Genomic DNA, 21,732 nt, shown 5'->3' with positions numbered 1-21,732 from the left:
GCTGGGAAGGGACTGCCGTGCACCGATCCGACACCGCTGATGTCGTCATCGTGGGAGCAGGCGCGGCTGGTTTGTCCCTCGCACGTCGCCTGACACGACCGCCGGAGTCGTCAACCGCGACGCCCTCGGTGATCCTCGTGCAGCCTCCAGCCGGGTCGTCCGCGCGGTCTGCATCGCGTACTTGGTGCTTCTGGGACGAGGACCCAGGTGAGTACGACGACCTCGTCGCCGCCAGTTGGCGGCACATGCGCATCACCAACCGCGACGGTACGAACACGACGGCACCGCTCCTCCGCGCCTACAAGATGATCCGCTCGGTCGACTTTCTCCACCACATCGGCACCGCGCTGCGTGATCGGACACAGGTGCGGTGGCTGGAAGCGACGGTCACCGCGGTCCGCGACGTCCCGGGGGGCGCCGAGGTAAGCGCGGTGGACGCTGCGGGGCGGAACGTGCGGCTCACCGGCCGCTACGTCTTCGATTCCAGGCCGCCCCGGGAACTGCCCGCCGCCCGCACGACGTTGCTGCAGCATTTCCGGGGCTGGTTCGTCACCACACAGGCGGAGTGCTTCGATCCGGCAGTCGCCGATCTGATGGACTTCCGCACTGGGCAGCCCGACCAGGGTCTCTCCTTCGTCTACACGCTGCCGATCAGCACCCGGCAGGCGCTCGTGGAGTACACGGAGTTCTCCGCCGCACCGCTGTCTGAGGCGGCCTACGACTCGGCACTCGACCACTACGTACGCCGCGTGCGTTCGCTCGGCCCTTTCGCTGTCACAGCGGTGGAGCAGGGCGTCATCCCTATGACCGACGGCTTCTTTCCGCGCCGGGTAGGACGCCAGGTGTTCCGTATCGGCGTCGCCGGAGGAGCAACCCGTCCGTCGACAGGCTATGCCTTCGCTGCGATCCAGCGGCAGTCGGCCGCCGCCGCTCGGGCCCTGCACGCCGGCCGGACTCCCCTGCCCGCCATGCCTCATACGGCCCGGCACCGGCTGATGGACGCCGTCATGCTGCGCGCGTTGGCGACCGGCCGGGTCGGGGGGGCCGCCTTCTTCGAGGAACTCTTCCGCCGCAACCCGGCCGAGCGGGTTGTGAGGTTCCTTGACGGTGCTTCGTCCTTGCGTGACGAGTGGGCCATCGGCTTGAGCACCCCGGTCCTCCCCATGCTGCGCTCCCTGGCGGAACTTCCCCTGCTTCCCCGTCGAAAGGCCACGACGTGTTCCTGACCCGCCCCTACCGTTCGGCCCACCACGGCCGGGACCGCCGAGCGGTTCTGTGGCCGGCCACCGACGGCATCGCCTGCGCGCCCTCACCGGGTCCCCGGGTGGCCGTCGTAGGCGGCGGCATCGCCGGCCTGACCGCCGCCACCGCCCTGGCCGAACGAGGCGTTCGAGTCGACCTGCTGGAACAGGGCAGCGCGCTCGGCGGCCGCGTTTCCGGCTGGTCGACGACACTGGCAGACGGTTCAGCAGCCACTATGAGCCGAGGCTTCCACGCCTTCTTCCGTCAGTACTACAACCTGCGGCAACTGTTGCGCCGCACCGACCCGACTTCGAGCATGCTGCGTCCGCTGGCCGACTACCCCCTGCAGCGCGGCAAGGCCCGTGACAGCTTCCGCCATGTGCCGAGGACGCCCCCGTGGAGTGTCATGGGCTTCGTCGCGCTCAGCCCGAGCTTCACCTGGTCGGGACTGGCGGGGATGAATCCCCGCCAGGCGCTGACCCTGCTGGATGTCCGCGTCCCCGACGTGTACGAACGGCTCGACCACATCAGCGCGGCCGAATACCTGGACCGGGTCCGCTTCCCCGAGGACGCCCGGCACCTGGCCTTCGAGGTGTTCTCCCGCAGCTTCTTCGCCGATCCTCACCAACTGTCGGCCGCCGAACTGGTCTTGATGTTCCACGTCTATTTTCTCGGCTCATCCGAGGGCCTGCTCTTCGATGTGCCACGTGAGCCCTATCCCCAGGCTCTGTGGGATCCGCTGGCCGCCTATCTGTCCAAGCTCGGCACCACCGTCGAGACCGGCACTCGGGTCGTTGCGGTCCGGCCCGACGGGAACGGCTTCCGCGTGACCCGTACCTGTGCGGACTCACCGGCCGCACCCCTTCGGGAGGAGCCGTACGACGGGGTCGTGCTCGCTCTCGACAGCCGCGGGCTGCGGAGCGTGGTCGCCGCCTCACCGGATCTGGTGGATGCCGACTGGCGCGCTCGCGTCGACAAGCTGCGCCAGGCACCGCCCTTCCTCGTCTCCCGGTACTGGCTGGACCGCCCGGTCCGCGCCGACCGGCCAGGCTTCCTCGGCACCAGCGGGTACGGGCCCGTCGACAACATCAGCGTCCTCGACCGGTGGGAGGGCGAAGCGGCCCGTTGGGCCGCGGTTACCGGCGGCTCCGTGGTGGAACTTCACGCGTACGCCGTCGACCCCACGGCCGAACGGGGCGCCGTGGAGGCCGCGATGCTCCGAGAACTCGCCCGGGTCTACCCTGAGTCCGCTGACGCGCGCGTGGTCGACGTGCGCCATGAGTGGCGGGATGACTGCCCGCTCTTCCCTATCGGAGGCTACGCTGACCGGCCCAGCGTCCGCACCGGCCACCCGCGGCTGGTGGTCGCGGGTGACATGGTGCGGTCGATGCTGCCAGTCGCGCTGATGGAACGAGCCGCCACCACCGGCTTCGAGGCCGCCAACGCGCTCCTGAAGAGCTGGGGCATCCTCGGGCACCCCTTGTGGTCCGTGCCGATCCAGGGACGGTCCGCAGGCATGCGGGCGCTGGCCCGACTCAGCTGAGGCCCAAAGACAGCCTCCGGATGTTCCGTTACCACCTGGGGAGTCGAGCTCACACGCGGACGTTGACCAAGTACGTGGCCTGCGCGCGTGCCGGCTCGTGCCGAGGGCTGTCGAAAGGCTCGCCCGAGGGACGAGGGCCGTGCAGGCAACGCACTTACGGGGTCGCTGCATCCGGCGTACGGGGCTGCTGCGAAGGAAGAAATGTCGGGTTCATTCTGACATCAGGCCTCTGTGTCGCCTGAGGGTGGCGACACGCGCATCTCGCGCATCCGAGGCTTCGCCAGGCTGGGAAACCCGGGTCCAGGACGCATCTCAGGAGCTGCCCCATGAACGTCGCGGTTGTGCTGTTCACGTCGGACCTTCGTCCGCACGACCGCGACCGCTGAACGCTGCTGTCATGTCGAACTCGTTCGTGGTGCCACTGTTCGTGCGCGACGAGGGCATCGCGGCAGTCGGCTTCGACGCTCCCAACCGCCAGGCTTTCCTGGCCGACTGCCTGCAGGATCTCGATCAGGGGCTGCGGAGACGCGGTGGACGGCTGATCCTGCGCTCGGGCGAGGTCGTCGAGCAGGTCTGCAAGGTGGTCGCCGACGCCGAGGCGGACGAAGTACACATGGCGGCAGGGGTGAGCTCCTACGCCCGGGCGCGAGAGGAGCGGCTGCGCCGCGCTCTGGAACGGGAGGGGACCCGGCTGTACGTACATGAGGCGGTGACGACCGCTCTTGCTCCTGGCGCGGTGGCGCCTTCCGGTTCGGATCACTTCGCAGTGTTCAGCGCATACTTCCGTCGCTGGTCGCAGCGTGACATCCGAACGACGCTGGGCGCGCCGCGCGGGGTGCAGGTCCCCACGGCGATCCACTCGGAGACCCTTCCCGAGCGCAAAAGCGTCACCGGTGTCTCGCCGGGCCTTGCGTCGGGCGGCGAGGAAGAGGGACGCCGGTCAATGGCGTTGTGGTTGCAGAACGGGATCGCGCAGTACGAGGAACGACACGATGCTCTGGCAGCCGATGCGACCTCCCGGTTGTCCGCGCACCTTCACTTCGGAACGCTTTCTGCCGCCGAGCTCGTCCAACGCGCGCGATCGAAGGGTGGGGATGGCGCAGAAGCGTACGTACGACAGTTGTGCTGGCGCGACTTCCATCATCAGGTACTGGCAGCCCGGCCCGGTGCGGCAGTGACGGACTACCGGACGAGGGGGGATCGCTGGCGTTCGGAGGGCGCAGCCGAGGAGGACCTTCAGGCCTGGAAGGAGGGGCGAACCGGTTATCCGCTGGTCGACGCGGCGATGCGGCAGTTGCGTCACGAGGGCTGGATGCACAACCGCGGACGGCTGATCACGTCGAGTTTTCTGACCAAGACGCTCTACATCGATTGGCGGGCGGGCGCTCGATACTTCCTCGAGTGGTTGGTGGACGGTGACGTGGCGAACAATCAGCTCAATTGGCAGTGGATGGCGGGTACGGGGACGGACACCCGACCCAACCGGGTGCTCAACCCCGTACGTCAGGGCCTGCGGTACGACGCCGAGGGCGCCTACGTTCGCCGCTGGGTGCCGGAGCTGGAAGGGCTTGAGGGGTCTGAGGTGCACCAGCCGTGGAAGCTGCCCGAGGCACGGCGCGCACTGTGCGGCTATCCGGATCCCATCGTCGGCCTTTCTGAGGGCTTGGAGCGGTTCCGGCTGGGACGAGGGCGGGAGTGACCGTTTCAGTCCCACGCGAGGTACGTGGCCGATCGTCAGCCCGGCAGAGCACCTCTGCTGTCTGCGGTACGGGCGACTTCCTCTCCGAGCCGGTCGAACTCTCCTTCATGAGAGGGTCGGCGTGCCCGGCCGGACCGTGGAAGGCGATGGTGGCGTCGTAATTGACCTGCGTGGCGTCCCCAGCGGAGCGGAAGACGGGATCGTCGACTGATGGAGCGGTCCTGTCGTTCCCGATGAACCGTCACCGCGAGCGGTCATCGGATCGGTGCGCGAGGCGATGGACGAACTCCGTCCGGCGACCGCGTGACGCACTGACGTTGCACCACTGTGCACCCCGTCGCTCCGTAGCACTGGTCATTACTCCTGAACGGCGCATCCACGGGAACGGGTGGTGCGGAAGAAGAGCAAAGAGCCTGTCACCCTTCCGGAGGATCGTGATGCGCCCAACCGGGGCAATCGAACGCGTGTCGGCCAGCGGGCGGACCGTCGTCCCGGGCACCCCGTGCGAGGCAGTAGACGCCGACGTCGTCGGCAGCGTGGGCCAGGAGCTGGCGGTGCTGCTCGACGAGCGGCTGACGTACTCCGCCCGCCTGGACGGCGTCTTCGCACGGGATGTGGCCCGACCTGTCGCACAGTTCACCCTCAAAGGCGGCCGCCGCACGCGTGCACTACTGCTGTGGTGGGCGATGCGGGCCTGCGGCGGCGGGAGCGCGGAAACCGCCTCGGCGCTGCGGATGGCCGCGGCGATCGAACTGATCCAGACATGTGCGCTGGTGCAGGACGACGTCATGGACGGCTCGCCGCAGCGGCGTGGTCGGGCGTCCTTTCACACACGGGTGGAGGAGGAGTACCGGCATGTGATCGCAGGTGCCGGCCGCACGGCGTCTTTCGCTGCTTCGGCAGCCATCCTGGCCGGTGACCTGGCTCTGTCCTGGGCCGACGACATCGTGGCGGCCACCGACTTCCCCCACGGGTCAGGGCGGGAGGTTCTCGAGATGTGGCGCTGCCTGCGCACCGAGATGGTGGCCGGCCAGTACCTGGATCTGCACGGTCAGGTGACGGGTTCGCGGTCCGTGATCCGTTCCCTGCAGGCCGCGCGGCTGAAGACCGCGCTGTACTCGGTTGAGCGTCCCTTGGCGTTCGGCGCGGTGATCGCGGGCGCCGACGCCGCGACGCTGCACGGGCTGCGATGCGCCGGTCGATACGCGGGCATCGCTTTCCAGCTCAGAGACGATCTCGACAGCGTCTTCGGAGACTCACTCCTGACCGGGAAGGAGTCCGGGGAGGACATCAAGGCCGGCAAGCTCACCTACTTGATCGCAGTCGCCCGCGCCCGTGCGGAGTCGCAGCGGGACAGCTACGTCATCTCCGTTCTGGACAGCGCGGTCGGCAACACCTCTCTCTCCCCATCGGACTTGCGGCAGGTTCGAGACGCCCTTGTCGCCTGCGGGGCCCGGCAGGCAGTGGAACAACGCGTAGTTCGGCTCGGCCGGCTCGCTTCCGGGCACTTGAGGGCTCTTGACCTCGACCAGGCCGCCACGGAACGGCTGGGGGAGCTACTCGACGCCGTGATGGCTTTCGAGCCGATCGCGCGAGGAGTGCAGGAGGACCATGGCGCAGGGTCCGTACTCATCTCCTCCGTGGCCCACGGAGGTGGCCGATGAGGACCGTCGGTGGCCGCACGGATCATGTCGTTGTCGTCGGTGCCGGTCTGGCCGGCCTGTCGGCGGCTCTGCATCTGCTGGGTGCGGGTCGGCGTGTGACGGTTGTCGAGCGCGACCGACTGCCTGGAGGGCGGGCGGGCCGTATCACGCAGGGGGGATACCACTTCGACACGGGTCCGACCGTGCTGACCATGCCGGACCTCGTACAGGATGCCTTCGCCGCCGTGGGCGGCACGCTCAGTGAGCGGCTTAAGCTGATGGCACTGCACCCGGCCTACCACGCCCGATTCTCCGATGGCAGCGCCCTTGAGGTGCACACTGACTCCGACGCCATGGAAGCGGAGGTGGAGAGGTTCGCCGGCAGCCGGGAGGCGCTGGGCTACCGTCGGCTGCGCCGCTGGCTGGAAGACTTGTACAAGGCCCAGATGAGACGTTTCATCGACACGAATTTCGACTCGCCTTTCGCTCTGCTGAACTCGGACCTCGCAAGGCTCGCAGCCCTCGGTGGCTTCGGCCGTCTGGACGCGAAGGTCGGGCGCTTCATCACCGACGACCGCCTGCAGCGAGTGTTCTCCTTCCAGTCCCTGTATGCCGGGGTGGCACCCTCACGTGCGATGGCGGCCTACGCAGTGATCGCATACATGGACACGGTGGCCGGGGTGTACTTCCCCGTCGGTGGGATGCACGCGCTTCCGCGTGCCATGGCGGAGGCCGCCGCAGACGCGGGTGCCGACTTCCGCTACGGACACCACGTCACCCGCCTGGAACGCGCCGGCGACCGGATCATCGCCGTTGTCACCGACCAGGCGCGCATTCCCTGCGACGCGGTCGTTCTCACCCCGGACTTGCACGCAACATACGGGCTGCTGGGCCGTAGCCCCAGGCGCCCCCTGACCCTGCGCCACGCGCCGTCAGCGGTCGTCCTGCATACAGGTGGTGGCCGCAGCTGGCCGGAGTTGGGCCATCACACTCTTTCGTTCGGGAACTCCTGGAGACGCACGTTCCAGGAGTTGACCCGGACCGGCGGCCTGATGAGCGACCCGTCCCTACTGATCACCCGGCCTACGGCCAGCGACACCAGTCTGGCTCCGGCCGGCAAGCATGTGCACTACGTGTTGGCGCCCTGCCCCAACACCGAGATCGGCCCCGGTCCCAGTCAGTGGGAAGAACTCGCACCGCGCTATCGCCAGAGCATCCTGACGGAGCTCGAGCGCCGAGGGCTTACCGGATTCGCGTCGGCGATCGAGGAAGAGTGCCTTGTGACGCCGGCGGACTGGTCGAGGCAGGGACACGGCGCGGGCACACCGTTCTCCGTCGCGCACACCTTCGCGCAGACCGGTCCGTTCCGGCCTCGCAACCTCGTCAACGGCACTGCCAACGCCGTCCTGGCCGGCTGCGGAACCACTCCGGGCGTCGGCGTCCCCACGGTCCTGATCTCCGGCAAGCTCGCGGCCGCCCGCATCACCGGCGCCCACATGCGGTCCCGGACAGGTGGCCGCCAGGTCGAGGAGAGCAGCACCGCATGACACGCCGCGAACTCGACGCTGCAGCGATCACCGATCCCGGCCTGCGTGCTGCCTACGACCAGTGTCGTCGCCTCAACGCACGGCACGGCAAAACGTATTTCCTGGCGACGCGGCTCCTACCGGTTCAGCGTCGTCCCGCTGTACACGCCCTGTACGGATTCGCCCGCTGGGCCGACGACATCGTCGACGACCTCACCAGCGACGCGGGACCTGCCGAACGTGCGCACCGGCTCCAACTGCTGACAGCCCGGCTGCAGGACGGCCTGCGCACCGGCCGCAGCAGCGAACCAGTGGTGATGGCCCTGGCTGACACTGCCGGCCGCTACGCCATAGACCACCGTCACTTCACGGACTTCCTCGAGTCCATGCGCAGTGACTTGAGCGTGACGGACTACGCCACCCTCGATGATCTGCAGCGCTACATGCACGGCTCCGCGGCGGTCATCGGATTGCAGATGCTGCCGGTCCTGGGGACCGTGGTCCCTCGCGAAGAGGCGGCACCATACGCGGCTTCCCTGGGCGTGGCGTTCCAGCTGACCAACTTCCTCAGGGACGTGGGCGAGGACCTCGACCGCGGGCGGGTCTACCTGCCCGCGGACCTCCTGGCCGCTCACGGCGCGGGCAGGGAACTGCTCCAATGGAGCCGCACCACCGGCAGGAGCGACCCTCGGATCACTGCGGCACTGCGAGCAGCGGCGGACCTCACCCATGACATGTACCGCCAGGCCGAGCCCGGCGTGGACATGCTGGATCCGGTCACGCGGCCCTGCATCCGCACGGCCTTCACCCTCTACCGAGACATCCTCGCGGCGATTGCCGACGACACGTACACATCGGTCCACCGGCGTGCGGTCGTCCCTGGACGTCGTCGGGCCCGTGTGGCACTGGATGGTCTGGTCCGGGTTACCGCGGCTCGGCTCACCGCCCAGCGGCGCGGCAAGCAGTCATACCGTCCCGATGTTCACGGCCCCAGATGGGAAAGCGAAGCCGGATGACCTCCACCCCTCCCGCGCGCCGGCCACGGTCGCCGCTGCGCCTGCGGAAGAACGCCACCACCTGGGAGCGTCAGCGACCCACGTGGCGCGACGCCAAGCCGGCGCTGATCGACGCCGCCCTGAAACGGGCACTGGCCCGCCAGTCAGGCAACTGGTTCGTACTCGGCGACAGTCGTTCGATCAGGCATGACGCCAGCTTTGGCCAGACCATCGCAGGAATCGAGGTGGTCGCCTGGCGCAACGAACGAGGTGACCTGGCCGTGGGCCCGGGAGCCTGCCCCCACCTGGGTGCTCCCCTCCGGGACAGCCCTGTGAGCTGCGGCACCCTCATCTGTCACTGGCACGGGCTGTCACTGGACGGACGGGCTTTCGGCGGCTGGGAGCCCTATCCCACCTTCGACGACGGCCTGCTCGCCTGGGTGCGACTCGACGACATCGGCGGAGAGCAGCCCCTGGATCGGCCGGTTCTGCCGGCCCGTCCTCCCTTGGCCGGCGCCATCGCCAGCGTCTATACCGGCCAAGGGGTCTGTGAACCGGATGACATCGTGGCCAACCGACTCGATCCGTGGCACGGCGCATGGTTCCACCCCTATTCCTTTGTGGACCTGACGGTTCGAGACCAGCCCGCCACTGCAGGCCCACCCGGCTCCGCCGTCGACGACGCGCTGATCGTCGATGTGTCCTTCAAGCTCGCCGGACGGCTGGTCGCTCCGGTCACGGCGGTGTTCACCGCGCCGGAACCGCGCACCGTCGTCATGCACATCACGGAAGGTGAAGGTGCCGGTTCTGTGGTCGAAACCCACGCCACCCCCATCGGACCGGATCTGCACGGACGGCCGCGGACCGCAGTCATCGAGGCTGTCGTCGCCACCTCCGGCCGCCGCGGCTTTGCTGCGGCACGCGTCGTCACCCCGGTGTTGCGGCCGCTGGTACGAGCGGCCGCCGGTCGCTTGTGGCGGGACGATCTGGCTTACGCCGAACGCCGCTGGCAGCTGCGGACGCGAGGACTCTCACCCAGCTGACCGTCATCCCGTCACCAACTCGAGGAGCAGGAGCATCACGCTTTTGCGTCTGCCGAGCGGGCCTTGGAGCTCCTCCTCCGACTGGATGGTTGCGGTGAATCGTGGGTGCCACCGGCACCCACGGCGATCAGCACGGCGGCTCGGGCTGCCCGGAGGAGGTGAGGCGCTACGGATTCTCGACCTGGTGTGCGGAACAGGGACATCGACTGCTGCTTAGCTGTCCGTCGCACCCCACGCGAACATCACAGCGCTGGACGCTTCAGCCGGGATGCTCGCCGTCGCTCGGGCAAAGCAGTGGCCGTCGGGCGTTCCGTTCGTCCAGGCGCCGGCAGAAGAATCGGCGCGGCTAAGCATCTGAACACCCGTGAGGTAGCTCCGACCCTTGAGGCTGTCGAAGCTACCTCACGACATCGCCAGTGCTGTCACCGCCGTCTCATCCGGCGGAAAGCGCGGTTCTAGTTCTGCACGGAGCCCTGCCTCGTGCCGTTGTTGGTACTGCTCTTCCCTTCCGGGGCGGAGAGGCTGACTCCGTGAGAGCCCCAGTTGCCGAATCCCTTCAAGGAGTGGGGCAGGAGTCGAACTCCGTCGCTTGGCCATTCATCCGGTTCTCGCCACTCGGTCACCTGATGCCTCTCTCCGTCCTGGTGCCCGGGCCCGTGGTCTGAGGGGCAGGGTTGGCCGTGTTCCTGGCGGGTGTGCCAAGCCCCGCAGCGGGGCTGGGGCTCTTGCTCAGGCGGAGGTTCCTTGCTGCGGGCCCACACCCCGAGGGACACGGCCCCGACCAGGATTCCGACGAGGAAGATGCCCACGACCAGCGGTGCGATGCCGACGATGTAACCGTGAGGCACAGCCAGCTGGACCAGTTCGGTTGCTGCCATGACAGACACGCTCCTCCGGTTCTGACACTCACGAGGACGGGCGGCGGATAATCAAATCTTCATAAAAGACTCAGGTCCTCCGATTGTGGACACCCGTGATTCCAGCTGGGTGCGGTCAGCGGATGCAGCGCATCGGATTCCTCGCTCCACGAGCGCGCCCACCGCTTACGGCCTTCGTTCGGAGCATCGGTCTGACCACAGGCAGATGCTCGAGATGGGGGCAGACCGGCCGCACTGGTCCATGGTGAGAACAAGCGCGAGGAGCCGACAGTGACCGTCGACCGCGCAATGGATCTCCGCCGTCAATCCGACGCGGCACGGGCCGATGGCGTCGTCCGCGACTCGCCAACCGGGACGCCTTCGTCCTGGGCGCGTACTGGTCGCGGCATGGGTCGAAATGATTCGAGGGCGGTCAGAGGGTGCCCGCCGTTCGACGGGCCCCCTCTGCACCTCCGGTTACGCTGCCACTTTGCAGCCGTCGGAACACGTTCGCGCTCGGCGCCCTGCCGGCCGGATCCGGCCTCTTCTGGTGCGCTGCCGTGCCCGGACGCATCTGATACCCGTCGGGGCGGGACGGGCCTCAAGGGGCAGCCGCCGTGCGGGACACAGAAGGAAGGCAAGAGGGGCGCGCCCGGAGGAGGTGTGTGCGGATGGATGGACGCACACAGCCGTTGTCCTCCTCCGGGCTGCCCGGCTTTCGGTGGCGCTCCTGACTGGCCAGGTCAGGCCGCTGGCCCCGATCGGATGGCGGCTACTTGGGCATCAGGACGGTGTCGACGATGTAGACGGTGGCGTTGGCGGTGGAGACGTTGCCGCACACGACGTGCGAGGTGCCGTTGATCGTGTAGTCCTCGCCGGCGCCGGAGGTGGTCACCTTGCCCTTCTCGAGGGTCTCGAACGAGCCGCTCTCCAGCTGGGCGGGCGTGATCTTCTGACCGACGACGTGGTAGGTGAGGATCTTGGTGAGGGTGGCCTTGTCGTTGAGCACCTGTCGAGGTCGGCCTTGGGGATCTTCGCGAAGGCGTCGTTGGTGGGGGCGAAGACGGTGATGCCCTCAGCGTTGTTCAGGGTGTCCACCAGGCCTGCCTTCTTCACCGCCGCCACGAGCGTGGACAGACCGGGTTGTTGGACGCGGCGGTCGCCACCGGGTCCTTGGCCATGCCGTCGAAGCTGCCGGCGCCGTCCTTGGGCACAGCAGAGCACGCGGCGCCGAAGGGGTTGTCCACGGACATGGCGTCAGCGGGGTCCTGGCTCGGTGAGCTGTCGTCGGCGGGGTCGGACGGTGCCATGGTGGACGAGGCGTCGGAGGCGTTGTCCTTGCCGTCGTCGCCGCAAGCGGTCAGTGTGAACGGAAGGAGGGCAGCAGCGGTCGCTGCGATGGCAGTGCGGCGGAAGCGCAAAGTGGGCATTCGGGTTCTCCTTGGTTGTCTTCTTCACAGGGGTGCTGGCTCGTGGGACGACGCGTTCATGTGGGAGCTGCTGCTCGAGGCCTGCCGGTCAATCCACGGTGACCACCACCGAATGCCAGCCGCTGGACCCGTTGGGGATCGTGCGGGCGCGCTGGGACGTCTGGGAGGCGCCGGTGCCGTCGGTAGCTCTGACGGTCAAGGTGTGAGACCCGGGCAGGGCCGGCCAGGACCAGGACCACAGGCGCCAGGTGTCGGTCGTTGCCTCGGCGGCCAGGGCGGCCTCCTGCCAGGGACCGTCGTCGACCCTCACCTCGACGCGGTTGATGCCCCGGTGCTGTGCCCAGGCGACGCCGGCGACCGTGACCGTTCCGGCTCTGGGGCGGGCGAACGGCTTGGGCGTGTCGATGCGGGCCTGGGTCTTGACGGGGGCCTCGCGGGCCCAGTCTCGCTTCACCCAGTACGCGTCGTAGGCATCGAACGTGGTCAGTTCGATGTCCTGGATCCACTTGCACGCCGAGACGTAGCCGTACAGGCCGGGGACGACCATACGGACGGGGAAGCCGTGCACCAGCGGCAACGGCTCGCCGTTCATCCCGAGTGCGAGCATGGCGTCGCGGCCGTCCATGACGTCCTCGACCGGAGTGCCCAGGGTCATCCCGTCCACTGACCGGGACACCAACTGGTCCGCCGGGCCGCCCTGGGACGGGGGCCGCACACCCGCCTCGCGCAGCAGGTCTGCGAGCCGAACCCCGATCCAGCGGGCATTACCGACGTACGGTCCGCCCACTTCGTTGGAGACGCAGGTCAAGGTGATGTCCCGCTCGATCAGCTCACGCTCGAGCAGGTTCGGGAAGGTCAGCTCCAAGGGGTTCGTCACGCCGCGCCCTTGGATGCGCAGCCGCCACCGCAAGGCGTCGACCTTGGGCACCACCAGCGCCGTATCGACTCGGTAGAAGTCCTGGTTCGGCGTGGCGAACGGGCTGATTCCCGGGATGCGCAGAGCGGCGCGGCGGGGCACAGGCCTTGCGGGTGAGGCAGGCGCCGGCAAAATGACGGCCGCACGGGACGCCACCGCCTGTCTGCCGTCGGACGAGCCCAGTCGGCGCCCGAGCAGACCCGCAGCCGTCGAGGCCGCGGCCGCGCCGGAGGCAACCAGCAGAAAACGGCGACGGCCCACGTCCTGGCCGTGATACGCATCCGTGCCGGAGCCGGGCCGAGTGGTCGACCCGATGAGGAAGTGCAGCAGCAAACCCCCGGCAACCGCTCCAACCGCAGAGGGCAGCGCGTCCAGTGCACCAGCCGCGTCCGGCCGGCTCAGCGCCGCCGACGCTCCGACGACACCGAACACAAAGAAGCCCATCGCCCCCACGAGCCGGTGCCGCAGGCACGCCAGCCCCATTGAGACCGCCAGCACACCCAGCACAGTGAGGATGCCGAGCTCCGGTACGAACTTGTCGTCGGTGCCGAACTCCCGGATCGCCCAGGTCTTCACGGCCGCGGGAACGCGGTCGATGGCCGCACCGCCCAACACGAGCGGAACGTGCGGGTGAGCACAGCGTGGCGAGGACCGGGGTCGCAGGGCAGGTGGCTGCCTCGCCCGACCTCGGACACCGCAGTGGGGCATGGTAGACGCGTCAAGGCCGCGCCGGGGCCGGGGCCGCTTCTTCTTGGGGCGGTCGCCAGCTCCTTGCCTCCCGAGTCAATGTGCCGAGGGCCGTCACCAGCCCCATCGCCAAAAAAGAACAATGGGGAAACCGCACAGCCGCGGAGTGAAGGTGCGGTCGACGGCCCTACCATGCAGAGGCCACGGGTAGGGCCGTCACGTCGAGTGGAGAGCCGACGCGTTCGGCGCCGCATTCGACCTTGGCATGCCGGGGCACACGCTCCCAGGGGTCTGCCCGAGTCACCGCGCATCGGTCGTTCTCGTTGGCAGATACCGACGCCTGGACCGTCCGGCCCAGGCCGTACAGGTAGCCGGCAGCGGTAACGAGGCTGGCCGTGACGGCCAGAGGAACCACTGCGCCGACGGCAGCCGCCGCCATATCGGCCTGTCGGCAGGTCGTTCAGGTGATGGAGTGGCGTCGGCGGCATGGAGCACGGTGAGCAGCGCAGGAGCGTACGCGGTCGTGACGTCGAGACGGACAGGCCACGCCCCGGGAGCGGGCGCGTACACGATCCGGGTCCGGGCGAGCGACCACCGCCGGGAACGACGAGGCAGGGTCACCGACAGCACGGCTCCCTTGCCGCCGAGCGGGATCGGGGCGCGCCCATAAGGACGGAACACCAGGCGACCTGACCCGTCCCCAGGCAAGGCGCCCCCGTACGAAGCGCCACGGGTAAGGCGACGCGTCGCCCTCCATGCGGCACCAGACCTGAATCGCCTGCCCTGCGGTTGCCTTCCGCGACCAGTGCTGCCGCATGACCGACACGGCCGCCGTTCTCAGCAGTAGTGGTGCGATCCAGGCCAGGCAGGGCCATGCCATGCACGTCATGTTCATGCCCCGTAGTAAACGCACGGTGTCCGGTGGTGGGGAATGAGCGACCGCTGCAGCGGGAGGACCGGTTCCTTGCCGTAACCGGGCACGTCAGCCGAGGGCTCGTTGTCTTGACGGTTCCTTAACGCCTGTTTGTTGCGACTCTGACGTAGCATTGATGCTCGGTGTGCCGGGAAGCCTGGTCGGCGAAATCAGTCGTTGTCGTTCTCGCCGTCACGAAAGGCCTTCGATGGCCGCCCCACGGACAACCGTCCCCATTCTCTCCCGCAACGGAGACACTGCCGGTCCCCGGACGCGTCGGTTCCTGCTCTTCTTCGCGTTCGCCTTCGCGGTGATCGCGGACCCGGTCTCCTCCGTCGCCTACGCGATCGAGGCCGCGCTCCATGCCCTGCACGGGGACCTGGCGCTCTTGCTGCCGACCATGGCACTGGTGGTGGGTCTGGTCGTCGTGATCACGGCCAACTACTGGCAATTGGTGCGGCGCTTCCCGAAGGGCGGAGGCGCCGCCGCGGCAGCCGCCCGGGCCTTCGGCCCCCGCTGGACGTTCCTGCCGATCGGGGCGTTGGTTGTCGACTTCGTGCTGACCATCGGCATCTCCATCGCGGCCGCCGCCAGTGCGGTGATCGCGCTGGTTCCGGGGCTGGCTTCGGTGCGCATTCCGCTGGCCTTGCTTCTGCTGCTGATCGTCGCGGGACTGACCTGGTTCGGGCACGGCGGGCGCCTGGTCTTCGCAACCATGACCGTTCTGTTCCTCGTGGTTTCGGTGACCGTGGTGACCTTGGGGTTCACCGGCCCGCACAACGTGGGCACGGCGTCGGCGACGGCCGATCCCGGCCACTCCGCGGTTCTCGCCGTGGTGCTTGCCTTCCCGGTGGCCATGGCTCTGGCCACCGGCGTCGAAGCCCCTTCCACCGCGATCGCCCAGCTCGGCCAGCTCGGCGACACGTACCGCCGGCGCTTCGGCCGTGGCACCCTGGCGTTGCTGCTGGTAGTCGTCGGCGGTCTGACCCTTGCCCTCACCGCCCTGGCTGTCCGCCTTCACATCGGGCTGCCCGGCGCGGACTCGACCCAGATCGCGGACATCGCCCGTGCCGCCGCGGGACCCGGCTGGCTCTACGGAGCCTTCCAGCTGACCAGCTCCCTGCTCCTCCTGGCAGCTGCCAGCTCTTCCTTCCAGGCAGGGCCCGGACTCCTCAAGGCACTCGCGGGCACACCCGGGCGCCCCGGCGTTCTGCCGCCGGTACTTGGGCGGGTCAACCGGCACCACACTCCGTACTGGTCCGTCGTGGTCTACCTCGCCGCCGCCGCGTTGATCATCGTTGCCGCGGCCGGACAGGAACAGGAGCTGGTGCTGTTCTACGCGGTGTCCGTCTTCGTCAGCTTCCTGGTGGGCCTGCTGGCCATGGCCCGCTTCGCACACGGCGAGCGCAAGGGGGCACTGGCAGCGGTCAATGCCGTGGCGGCCACAGCCGTCGCGTTCACCCTCCTGGTCAACCTGCTGCGCGGATGGCCGGTGCTCTCCCTTGCCGCCACCCTCGCCATCGCCGGGGCCCTCTACATGCGCTGGGCCCATGCCGGCCGCCCGTCAGGAGTGGAGGACGTCGAGGCCCGGGCCGAATCGACCTGACACAGGCAGGCGAACAACCGAGTACCGGCCGAGAAAGGGAAACGGGGGATTCCTTGTCACGCATCAGGGAAGCTACGGGCGTGCACAGCCTTCCCAGCCAAGCCCAGCACCCACCGCCAACAGGCCACATGGTCATCTGCGGTGACGACGCGCTCGCGCACCGGCTCGCCTACGAACTGGCCGCCGTCTACGGCGAGCACGTCACCGTGGTCCTGCCGTCGTTGCGCCACAACCACGGACCGCAGATCGCCGAGCTCACACGGCGGCATGGCGTGCGCGTCCTGGAGGCGATGGAGCCGAGCGACACAGACCTGCGCGAGGCGGGCGTGGAGGGCGCGGTCGCGCTGGCGCTGGCGTACGGCGACGACCAGACGAACATCCACGCTGCCTTACGGGCCAGGCGCATGAATCCCGACATCCGTCTCGTCATCCGCATGTACAACCGCAAGCTGGGTCGACATCTGGAGGACCTGCTGGAACGGGCTGCCGCGAGCCGTTCTCCCCAGTTGCGGCCCTACGAGCTCGACGCGTCTACCACCGTCCTGTCCGACGCGGACACCGCCGCCCCGGCGCTGGTGGCGGCGGCCGTGGTCGGGAGCAGCAAGGTCGTCCAAGCAGACGGATTGCTCCTGCGCGCCGCCGAGCGGCCCTTGAACAGCGAGAACGACGGCCTTCGCCACCCACCGGCGCTGTGCACCCTGGCCCTGCTGTCCGACTCCCACGCCGATCCGGGTGGCGAGGCCGACGGCCCCGGTCCCGGCGGCGCGCGGCTGCTGCCCGACGACCGGACGGTCCAGACTGCGGCCGGCTCGCACGGCCGCGTGGTGCTGGAGGCCATCACCCGGAGCCAGGGGCAGCCCACGGCCCGGCGGCGCCGCCAGGGCGCACCGCCGCTGCAGGAACTGTTCTCCCCGCGGCTGAGGTACGCCGCCGCCGGTCTCATCGTCCTGCAAGTGGTCTTCGCCGCCCTGACCTGGCGTGTCATAAGCGGCTCTCCGCTTCACGCGGCGTACCTGTCGCTGCTGGACGTGCTCAATATCAACGACCCGGCGGTGGACGAGCGCCCCGGACGCCAGATCCTCCAGCTGCTGTCCGGACTCGCCGGCATGGCGCTGTTGCCGGTGCTCTTCGCAATCGTGCTGGAGACGCTGGGAAGCTTCCGCACCGCCTCCGCTCTGCGGGTGCCTCCCCGGGGCCTGTCCGGACACGTCGTCCTGATCGGCCTGGGCAAGGTCGGCAGCCGGGTCCTCGACCGGCTGTGTGCGCTCGACATCGACGTGGTCTGCGTGGAACGGGACCCCGAGGCGCGCGGTGTGGCCACGGCCCGCGCGCGCCGCGTGCCGGTCGTCATCGGGGACGCCACCCAGGAAGGTGTCCTCGAGACGGCCCGCATCGGCGCCAGCCGTGCCCTGATGGCGCTCACCAGCGACGACACCACCAATCTCGAAGCCGCGCTGTACGCCCGGGAGGCTGCCCCCGCGCTGCGCGTGGTGATGCGGCTGTTCGACGACGACTTCGCCACCACCGTCTACCGGGCGCTGCGGGACTCCTATCCCGAAGCCACGACCCGCAGCCGCAGCGTCTCCACCCTGGCGGCACCAGCGTTCGCCGGCGCCATGATGGGCCGCCAGATCCTCGGCGCCATACCGGTAGAGCGTCAAGTGCTCCTCTTCGCCGCTGTCGAAGTCCGCGGGCACGCCGAGCTGGAGGGGCGCACCATCCGCGACGCCTTCCAACCCGGTGAATGGCGGGTGCTCGCTCTCGACCTCGCCGCGCCGTCCGACCGGCGCCCGGACCTGGCCGCCGCCATCGACCACGATCTCGGCACCCGTGAACCGGAACTGGCCTGGGACCTGCATCCCGGCTACGTCCTCCAGCCCGATGACCGCGTCGTCCTCGCGGCCACCCGCCACGGACTCGCCCGACTGCTGCAGCACCGCGGACACCAAACCCCGGCTCCGGACCTCTGACCGCCACACCCACGGGGGCGGCTTCTTTCACCCGGTCGCCCCCGCGCCCGGTCGGCCGTTAGCCTCGCGCTTTCACGAAGTGGACTGGCCAAGGCTTGATCAGAAAAGCGGAAAGTGCTCCTGACCTGCAACGATAGGACTTGCTGAGGGTCCTGTTGGTTGCGATGAAAGAAGCACTTCCCAGGTGAAGAAGCGTAGCGGGTCGTACCCGCCTGTCCGAGTCGAGGGCAACGGCCGTGCGGTGGTCTCGCAGGCCGGGGCGGTTCTGCTGGTGGAGACGGTCCGCAAGAGCGGCCTGGATCACGCGATATCCGTGGCCCTGGCGCCGTGGTGCAAGCCGCGGGCGGTGCACGACCCGGGCAAGATCCTGCTGGACCTCGCGCTCGCGGTCGCACTGGGCGGGGACTGCCTGGCCGATGTCGCGATGCTGCGGGCCGAGCCGGCCCTCTTCGGGCCGGTGGCCTCCGACCCGACCGTCTCCCGACTGGTCGACACGCTCGCCGCAGCGGGCTCTCGGGCACTGGCCGCCATCCGTTCCGCACGAGCTGAAGTCCGCGACCGAATATGGCAGTTGGCCGGTCCTGAGGCTCCGCACGCCGACGGGCAGGTGATCGTGGACATCGACGGCGTGCTGGTGCTGTCCCACTCCGACAAGGAGGACGCCACGCGGACCTGGAAGAAGACTTACGGCCACCACCCGCTCATGGCCTTCGTCGACCACGGACGCGGCGGCACCGGAGAGCCGGTCGCGGGGCTGCTGCGGCCGGGCAGGGCGGGCAGCAACACCGCCGCCGACCACATCGAGACCACCCGCCTGGCGCTGGCCCAGCTGCCGAAGAAGTTCCGGCGCGGCCGACGCACCCTGATCCGCACCGACTCCGCCGGCGGCACCCACAAGTTCCTCGACTGGCTCACGGCGCGCGGGCGGTGGCTGTCGTACTCGGTCGGCATGACCATCACCGAGCAGATCCATCAGGCAGTGCTGCAGGTTCCTGCCTCGGCGTGGACGCCGGCCGTCGAACCCGGCGGTGAGATCCGTGACGGTGCCTGGGTCGCCGAACTCGCCGGAGACGTCCTGGACGGCTGGCCCCAGGGCATGCGGCTGATCGTCCGCAAGGAACGCCCCCACCCCGGAGCCCAGTTGCGCTTCACCGATGCCGATGGGATGCGGCTCACGGCGTTCGCCACCAACACCAAGAATGTCCCGATCGCAGCGCTGGAACTGCGGCACCGCCGGCGGGCCCGCGCCGAGGACCGCATCCGCGCCGCCCGCGCCACCGGTCTGCGCAACTTTCCCCTGCACGACAGTGCACAGAACCAGGTCTGGCTGGAGATCATGCAGATCGCCCTCGACCTGCTGGCCTGGATGCCGATGCTCGCCCTCACCGGCCCCGCCCGGCTGTGGGAGCCCCGCCGCCTGAGGCTGCGGCTGTTCTCCGCCGCCGCCCAGCTCGCCACCACCGGACGGCGCCGCATCCTCCGCCTCGCGAAGCACTGGCCCTGGACCGGCGAGATCACCGACGCCCTGCAACGGCTCGCGTCCCTGCCAAACCCCGGCTGACCAGCAACTTCCCACCCCTACGAACAGCAGCACCACCCAACCGGAGCCGTGGAACCCGGCGCCCACCCGACGCGACAGCCGGGCCCCCGACCTGCCCGTGACCAGCCCGGACGACCGAAACGGCCCGCCAGAGAATCCGACGGACCATCACGAAAGATCGAGGCTAGGGTGTAAAGAACGCGTCAAGACGATGCGGGGTGTGCCGGGAAGTCTGGTCGGCGTCCAAGCGGGCTGTTGCCCGCGTGTCGAACAGCCGGAGGCCGGTCCCTATGCCCAAAAACCCCCGCTCGCGCTCCTTGCTCTTCGGAGTGTTGCCACGGCCTGAGCGCGCCGCGCTCGCCCAGGCCCTGCGGACGGAGACGGTCGGGGGTCTGTTGCTGCTCGGTGCTGCCGCGGTGGCGCTGATCTGGGCGAACACACCGAACATGCGCTGCGACCCGTATCAGCGGGCGTGGCCGTCCCTCTGTTCGCTCTGTTCGCGGCAGGTGTGAGCATCTCGGGCTCCGCTTTGGGGCAGGTCTTCTCCCGCCCCGAGCCCCTGGGTGTCCTGCTGGGACTGGCCGTCGGCAAGACCCTCGGCGTCTTCGCGGCCACATATCTCGCAGTCCGCTTCACCCGCGCCCGGCTCAACCCGGGCCTCGCCTGGGCGGATGTATTCGCGCTGTCCGTCCTGGCGGGCATCGGCTTCACCGTCGCGCTGCTCATCGGGGAACTCGCCTTCACAAATCCCGACGCCGTCGAGCACGTCAAGGCCGCCGTCCTCGTCGGCTCCGTCACCGCGGCGACCGTCGCCGCGGTGCTGCTCGCGCGGCGCAACCGTGTCTACCGCCGGCTGTGCGAGGAAGAGGATCTCGATTCCGCTGATCACCATGATGAGGGCTTCGCGCACACGTCTCCCGGCGCCTGCGACTGAGGGTCATCATGGAAGCCACCCCGATCGCACCCGCAATGGTCATCGCCGCCCTGATCGTTCGGACCGGCTTGGACGAGCTGACGAGCTGCGCCATCCCGGCATCGCCCGGCATTACTGGGCGTTCATCCGCGACCGGCGGGCGCAGGGTGCCGGAATAGGGACTGGGGCCATCGCCACGTTGCTCGCATGGCCCGACACAGGCTGGGCCGCACCGGCCTGAGCTGTTCTCATCACCCCTTGGCACCCGGACACCAACCGCCACCTGACACCCGCCACTTGAGTGACGCGCCTCACAGATGAACATCACCCATACGAAAGAGCCCCCTCTCGCTGACCGCAAACGGCCAGCGAGAGGGGCTCCAGCGCGTGAGGATGCCGAGAACCGCCCCAGCCGACAGGCCGACCCCTTGATCAACGAGAAACGGGCCCCGGACTGCGACTTTCGTCACCGCCCGGAACCCGTTTCGTCGGTGCTCCTACGCCAATCAATGTAGCTCGTTGTCGTGGAGGGCAAGGCCGTGGTCGAGGGGTGCAAGGGCAGGTTCGCCGGTGACGGTGCAGCTGGCGACGTAAAGCGAGGAGACGTACAGGTCCCCGTCGGTGGCGATGGTCGGCACGGTGGGACTCCAGTGCTGAGGGTGAGGGGCAGCGCTGCCGTCGGGAGCCGGCATGCATGGCGAGCGGGGTCGGCACGGCCGGAGGCGGAGGTGCGCGTATCGCCTGCTGGCAGTGATCACGATGATTTGCCTGCTAGCACCACTGCGTGTCGACGATCTGGGCCGCAATCCCGGTCGACCTATCCATGGTGATCTCGCCCAGCACCCGGGCGCGGCAGGCGGACGGCTTGGGGGAGAGGGCGGTCTCAGGCATGCCTGATCCACTGCCGGTTTGGGTGATCCGCCTCCGGTGCTTGAACGGGTGGGTGGCCCATGACGCGGTAGGAACGGTTCATGGCGCATGAATGCACGCGCATGTTCTCGGGGAGTGATCTCGCGGGCTGCGGGAAACTATTGATCATTAACTCGCGTTGCGCCTGGTCAAAGGATCTCGTGAACGTCCCACAACAGGCTGAAACCGCACGCACAGTGAGGGCCGACTGGCCATGGGTCAGGCATCGGCTCGCGGCCGCTTGCGCAGTGAGACACCACGGCCCCATGAGGGGCCCTAATCGAGAGGCAAGCCGAGGAT

13 protein-coding genes and 4 pseudogenes are annotated in these 21,732 nt (G+C 68.8%); 12 read left to right on the top strand and 5 right to left on the bottom strand.

The annotated features are described in order from the left end of the window. The first annotated feature begins 50 nt into the window (after window positions 1–50). The 8 genes and pseudogenes from AC3EUJ_RS30060 to AC3EUJ_RS30025 all read left to right on the top strand — a co-directional run. Window positions 51–1,226 (top strand): lycopene cyclase family protein, encoded by a 1,176-nt coding sequence (locus tag AC3EUJ_RS30060; protein WP_431966860.1) that lies wholly within the window; start codon window positions 51–53, stop codon window positions 1,224–1,226. Then, window positions 1,223–2,785, top strand: a complete 1,563-nt coding sequence (locus tag AC3EUJ_RS30055) for an FAD-dependent oxidoreductase (protein WP_431966912.1) — start codon at window positions 1,223–1,225, stop codon at window positions 2,783–2,785. The genes AC3EUJ_RS30060 and AC3EUJ_RS30055 overlap by 4 nt, the downstream gene beginning before the upstream one ends. A gap of 326 nt (window positions 2,786–3,111) precedes the next feature. After that, a pseudogene (locus AC3EUJ_RS30050) lies at window positions 3,112–4,484 on the top strand (cryptochrome/photolyase family protein). Window positions 4,485–5,038: 554 nt separating this feature from the next. Further along, window positions 5,039–6,148 carry a polyprenyl synthetase family protein gene (locus AC3EUJ_RS30045; protein ID WP_431966858.1) on the top strand — a complete coding sequence of 370 codons (1,110 nt, stop codon included), beginning with the start codon at window positions 5,039–5,041 and terminating at the stop codon, window positions 6,146–6,148. After that, window positions 6,145–7,674, top strand: a complete 1,530-nt coding sequence (gene crtI, locus AC3EUJ_RS30040; RefSeq protein WP_431966856.1) for a phytoene desaturase family protein — start codon at window positions 6,145–6,147, stop codon at window positions 7,672–7,674. The genes AC3EUJ_RS30045 and crtI overlap by 4 nt, the downstream gene beginning before the upstream one ends. Beyond that, window positions 7,671–8,669 carry a phytoene/squalene synthase family protein gene (locus tag AC3EUJ_RS30035; protein WP_431966854.1) on the top strand — a complete coding sequence of 333 codons (999 nt, stop codon included), beginning with the start codon at window positions 7,671–7,673 and terminating at the stop codon, window positions 8,667–8,669. Before crtI ends, AC3EUJ_RS30035 begins: the two co-directional genes overlap by 4 nt. Beyond that, window positions 8,666–9,691, top strand: coding sequence for a Rieske (2Fe-2S) protein (locus AC3EUJ_RS30030; RefSeq protein ID WP_431966852.1), 1,026 nt, complete (start codon window positions 8,666–8,668; stop codon window positions 9,689–9,691). Before AC3EUJ_RS30035 ends, AC3EUJ_RS30030 begins: the two co-directional genes overlap by 4 nt. Before the next feature lie 43 nt (window positions 9,692–9,734). Next, window positions 9,735–10,034, top strand: a pseudogene (locus AC3EUJ_RS30025) (methyltransferase domain-containing protein); the annotation flags it as partial. Window positions 10,035–10,146: 112 nt separating this feature from the next. On the opposite strand, the gene AC3EUJ_RS30020 reads toward AC3EUJ_RS30025, so the two are convergent. The 4 genes and pseudogenes from AC3EUJ_RS30020 to AC3EUJ_RS30005 form a co-directional block, all read right to left on the bottom strand. Beyond that, on the bottom strand, window positions 10,147–10,569 hold the full coding sequence (locus tag AC3EUJ_RS30020) for a DUF6479 family protein (RefSeq protein WP_431966850.1): 423 nt from the start codon (window positions 10,567–10,569) through the stop codon (window positions 10,147–10,149). Window positions 10,570–11,320: 751 nt separating this feature from the next. Beyond that, window positions 11,321–11,646, bottom strand: a pseudogene (locus AC3EUJ_RS30015) (fasciclin domain-containing protein). A 14-nt stretch (window positions 11,647–11,660) separates the two neighbouring features. Beyond that, window positions 11,661–11,978, bottom strand: coding sequence for a hypothetical protein (locus AC3EUJ_RS30010; protein ID WP_431966848.1), 318 nt, complete (start codon window positions 11,976–11,978; stop codon window positions 11,661–11,663). An 88-nt stretch (window positions 11,979–12,066) separates the two neighbouring features. Then, entirely contained in the window at window positions 12,067–13,602 is a 1,536-nt protein-coding gene (locus AC3EUJ_RS30005) for a molybdopterin-dependent oxidoreductase (RefSeq protein ID WP_431966846.1), read from the bottom strand. Between the two features lie 1,100 nt (window positions 13,603–14,702). Between AC3EUJ_RS30005 and AC3EUJ_RS30000 the strand changes: the two genes are divergently transcribed. The 4 genes and pseudogenes from AC3EUJ_RS30000 to AC3EUJ_RS29985 all read left to right on the top strand — a co-directional run. Next, entirely contained in the window at window positions 14,703–16,100 is a 1,398-nt protein-coding gene (locus AC3EUJ_RS30000) for an amino acid permease (protein ID WP_431966844.1), read from the top strand. A 128-nt stretch (window positions 16,101–16,228) separates the two neighbouring features. Continuing rightward, on the top strand, window positions 16,229–18,070 hold the full coding sequence (locus AC3EUJ_RS29995) for an NAD-binding protein (protein WP_431966910.1): 1,842 nt from the start codon (window positions 16,229–16,231) through the stop codon (window positions 18,068–18,070). 184 nt (window positions 18,071–18,254) lie between these two features. Further along, on the top strand, window positions 18,255–19,631 hold the full coding sequence (locus AC3EUJ_RS29990; protein WP_431966842.1) for an IS1380 family transposase: 1,377 nt from the start codon (window positions 18,255–18,257) through the stop codon (window positions 19,629–19,631). Between the two features lie 409 nt (window positions 19,632–20,040). Further along, window positions 20,041–20,544: pseudogene (locus AC3EUJ_RS29985) on the top strand (Na+/H+ antiporter NhaA); the annotation flags it as partial. 485 nt (window positions 20,545–21,029) lie between these two features. On the opposite strand, the gene AC3EUJ_RS29980 reads toward AC3EUJ_RS29985, so the two are convergent. Beyond that, window positions 21,030–21,161, bottom strand: a complete 132-nt coding sequence (locus AC3EUJ_RS29980; protein ID WP_431966840.1) for a hypothetical protein — start codon at window positions 21,159–21,161, stop codon at window positions 21,030–21,032. Window positions 21,162–21,732: the final 571 nt, after the last annotated feature.

It is taken from the genome of Actinacidiphila sp. bgisy160 (assembly GCF_057707815.1).
The sequence above is the reverse complement of the archived record's forward strand: the minus strand, read 5'-3'. Positions and strand labels throughout refer to the sequence as shown.

Bases quoted from the DNA above. Each gene is read 5' to 3' on its own strand.
- crtI (WP_431966856.1), top strand. From the start codon at position 6,145: ATGAGGACCGTCGGTGGCCGCACGGATCATGTCGTTGTCGTCGGTGCC.
- AC3EUJ_RS30035 (WP_431966854.1), top strand. From the start codon at position 7,671: ATGACACGCCGCGAACTCGACGCTGCAGCGATCACCGATCCCGGCCTG.
- AC3EUJ_RS30030 (WP_431966852.1), top strand. From the start codon at position 8,666: ATGACCTCCACCCCTCCCGCGCGCCGGCCACGGTCGCCGCTGCGCCTG.
- AC3EUJ_RS30020 (WP_431966850.1), bottom strand. From the start codon at position 10,569: ATGGCAGCAACCGAACTGGTCCAGCTGGCTGTGCCTCACGGTTACATC.
- AC3EUJ_RS30010 (WP_431966848.1), bottom strand. From the start codon at position 11,978: ATGCCCACTTTGCGCTTCCGCCGCACTGCCATCGCAGCGACCGCTGCT.
- AC3EUJ_RS30005 (WP_431966846.1), bottom strand. From the start codon at position 13,602: ATGCCCCACTGCGGTGTCCGAGGTCGGGCGAGGCAGCCACCTGCCCTG.
- AC3EUJ_RS30000 (WP_431966844.1), top strand. From the start codon at position 14,703: ATGGCCGCCCCACGGACAACCGTCCCCATTCTCTCCCGCAACGGAGAC.
- AC3EUJ_RS29995 (WP_431966910.1), top strand. From the start codon at position 16,229: ATGGTCATCTGCGGTGACGACGCGCTCGCGCACCGGCTCGCCTACGAA.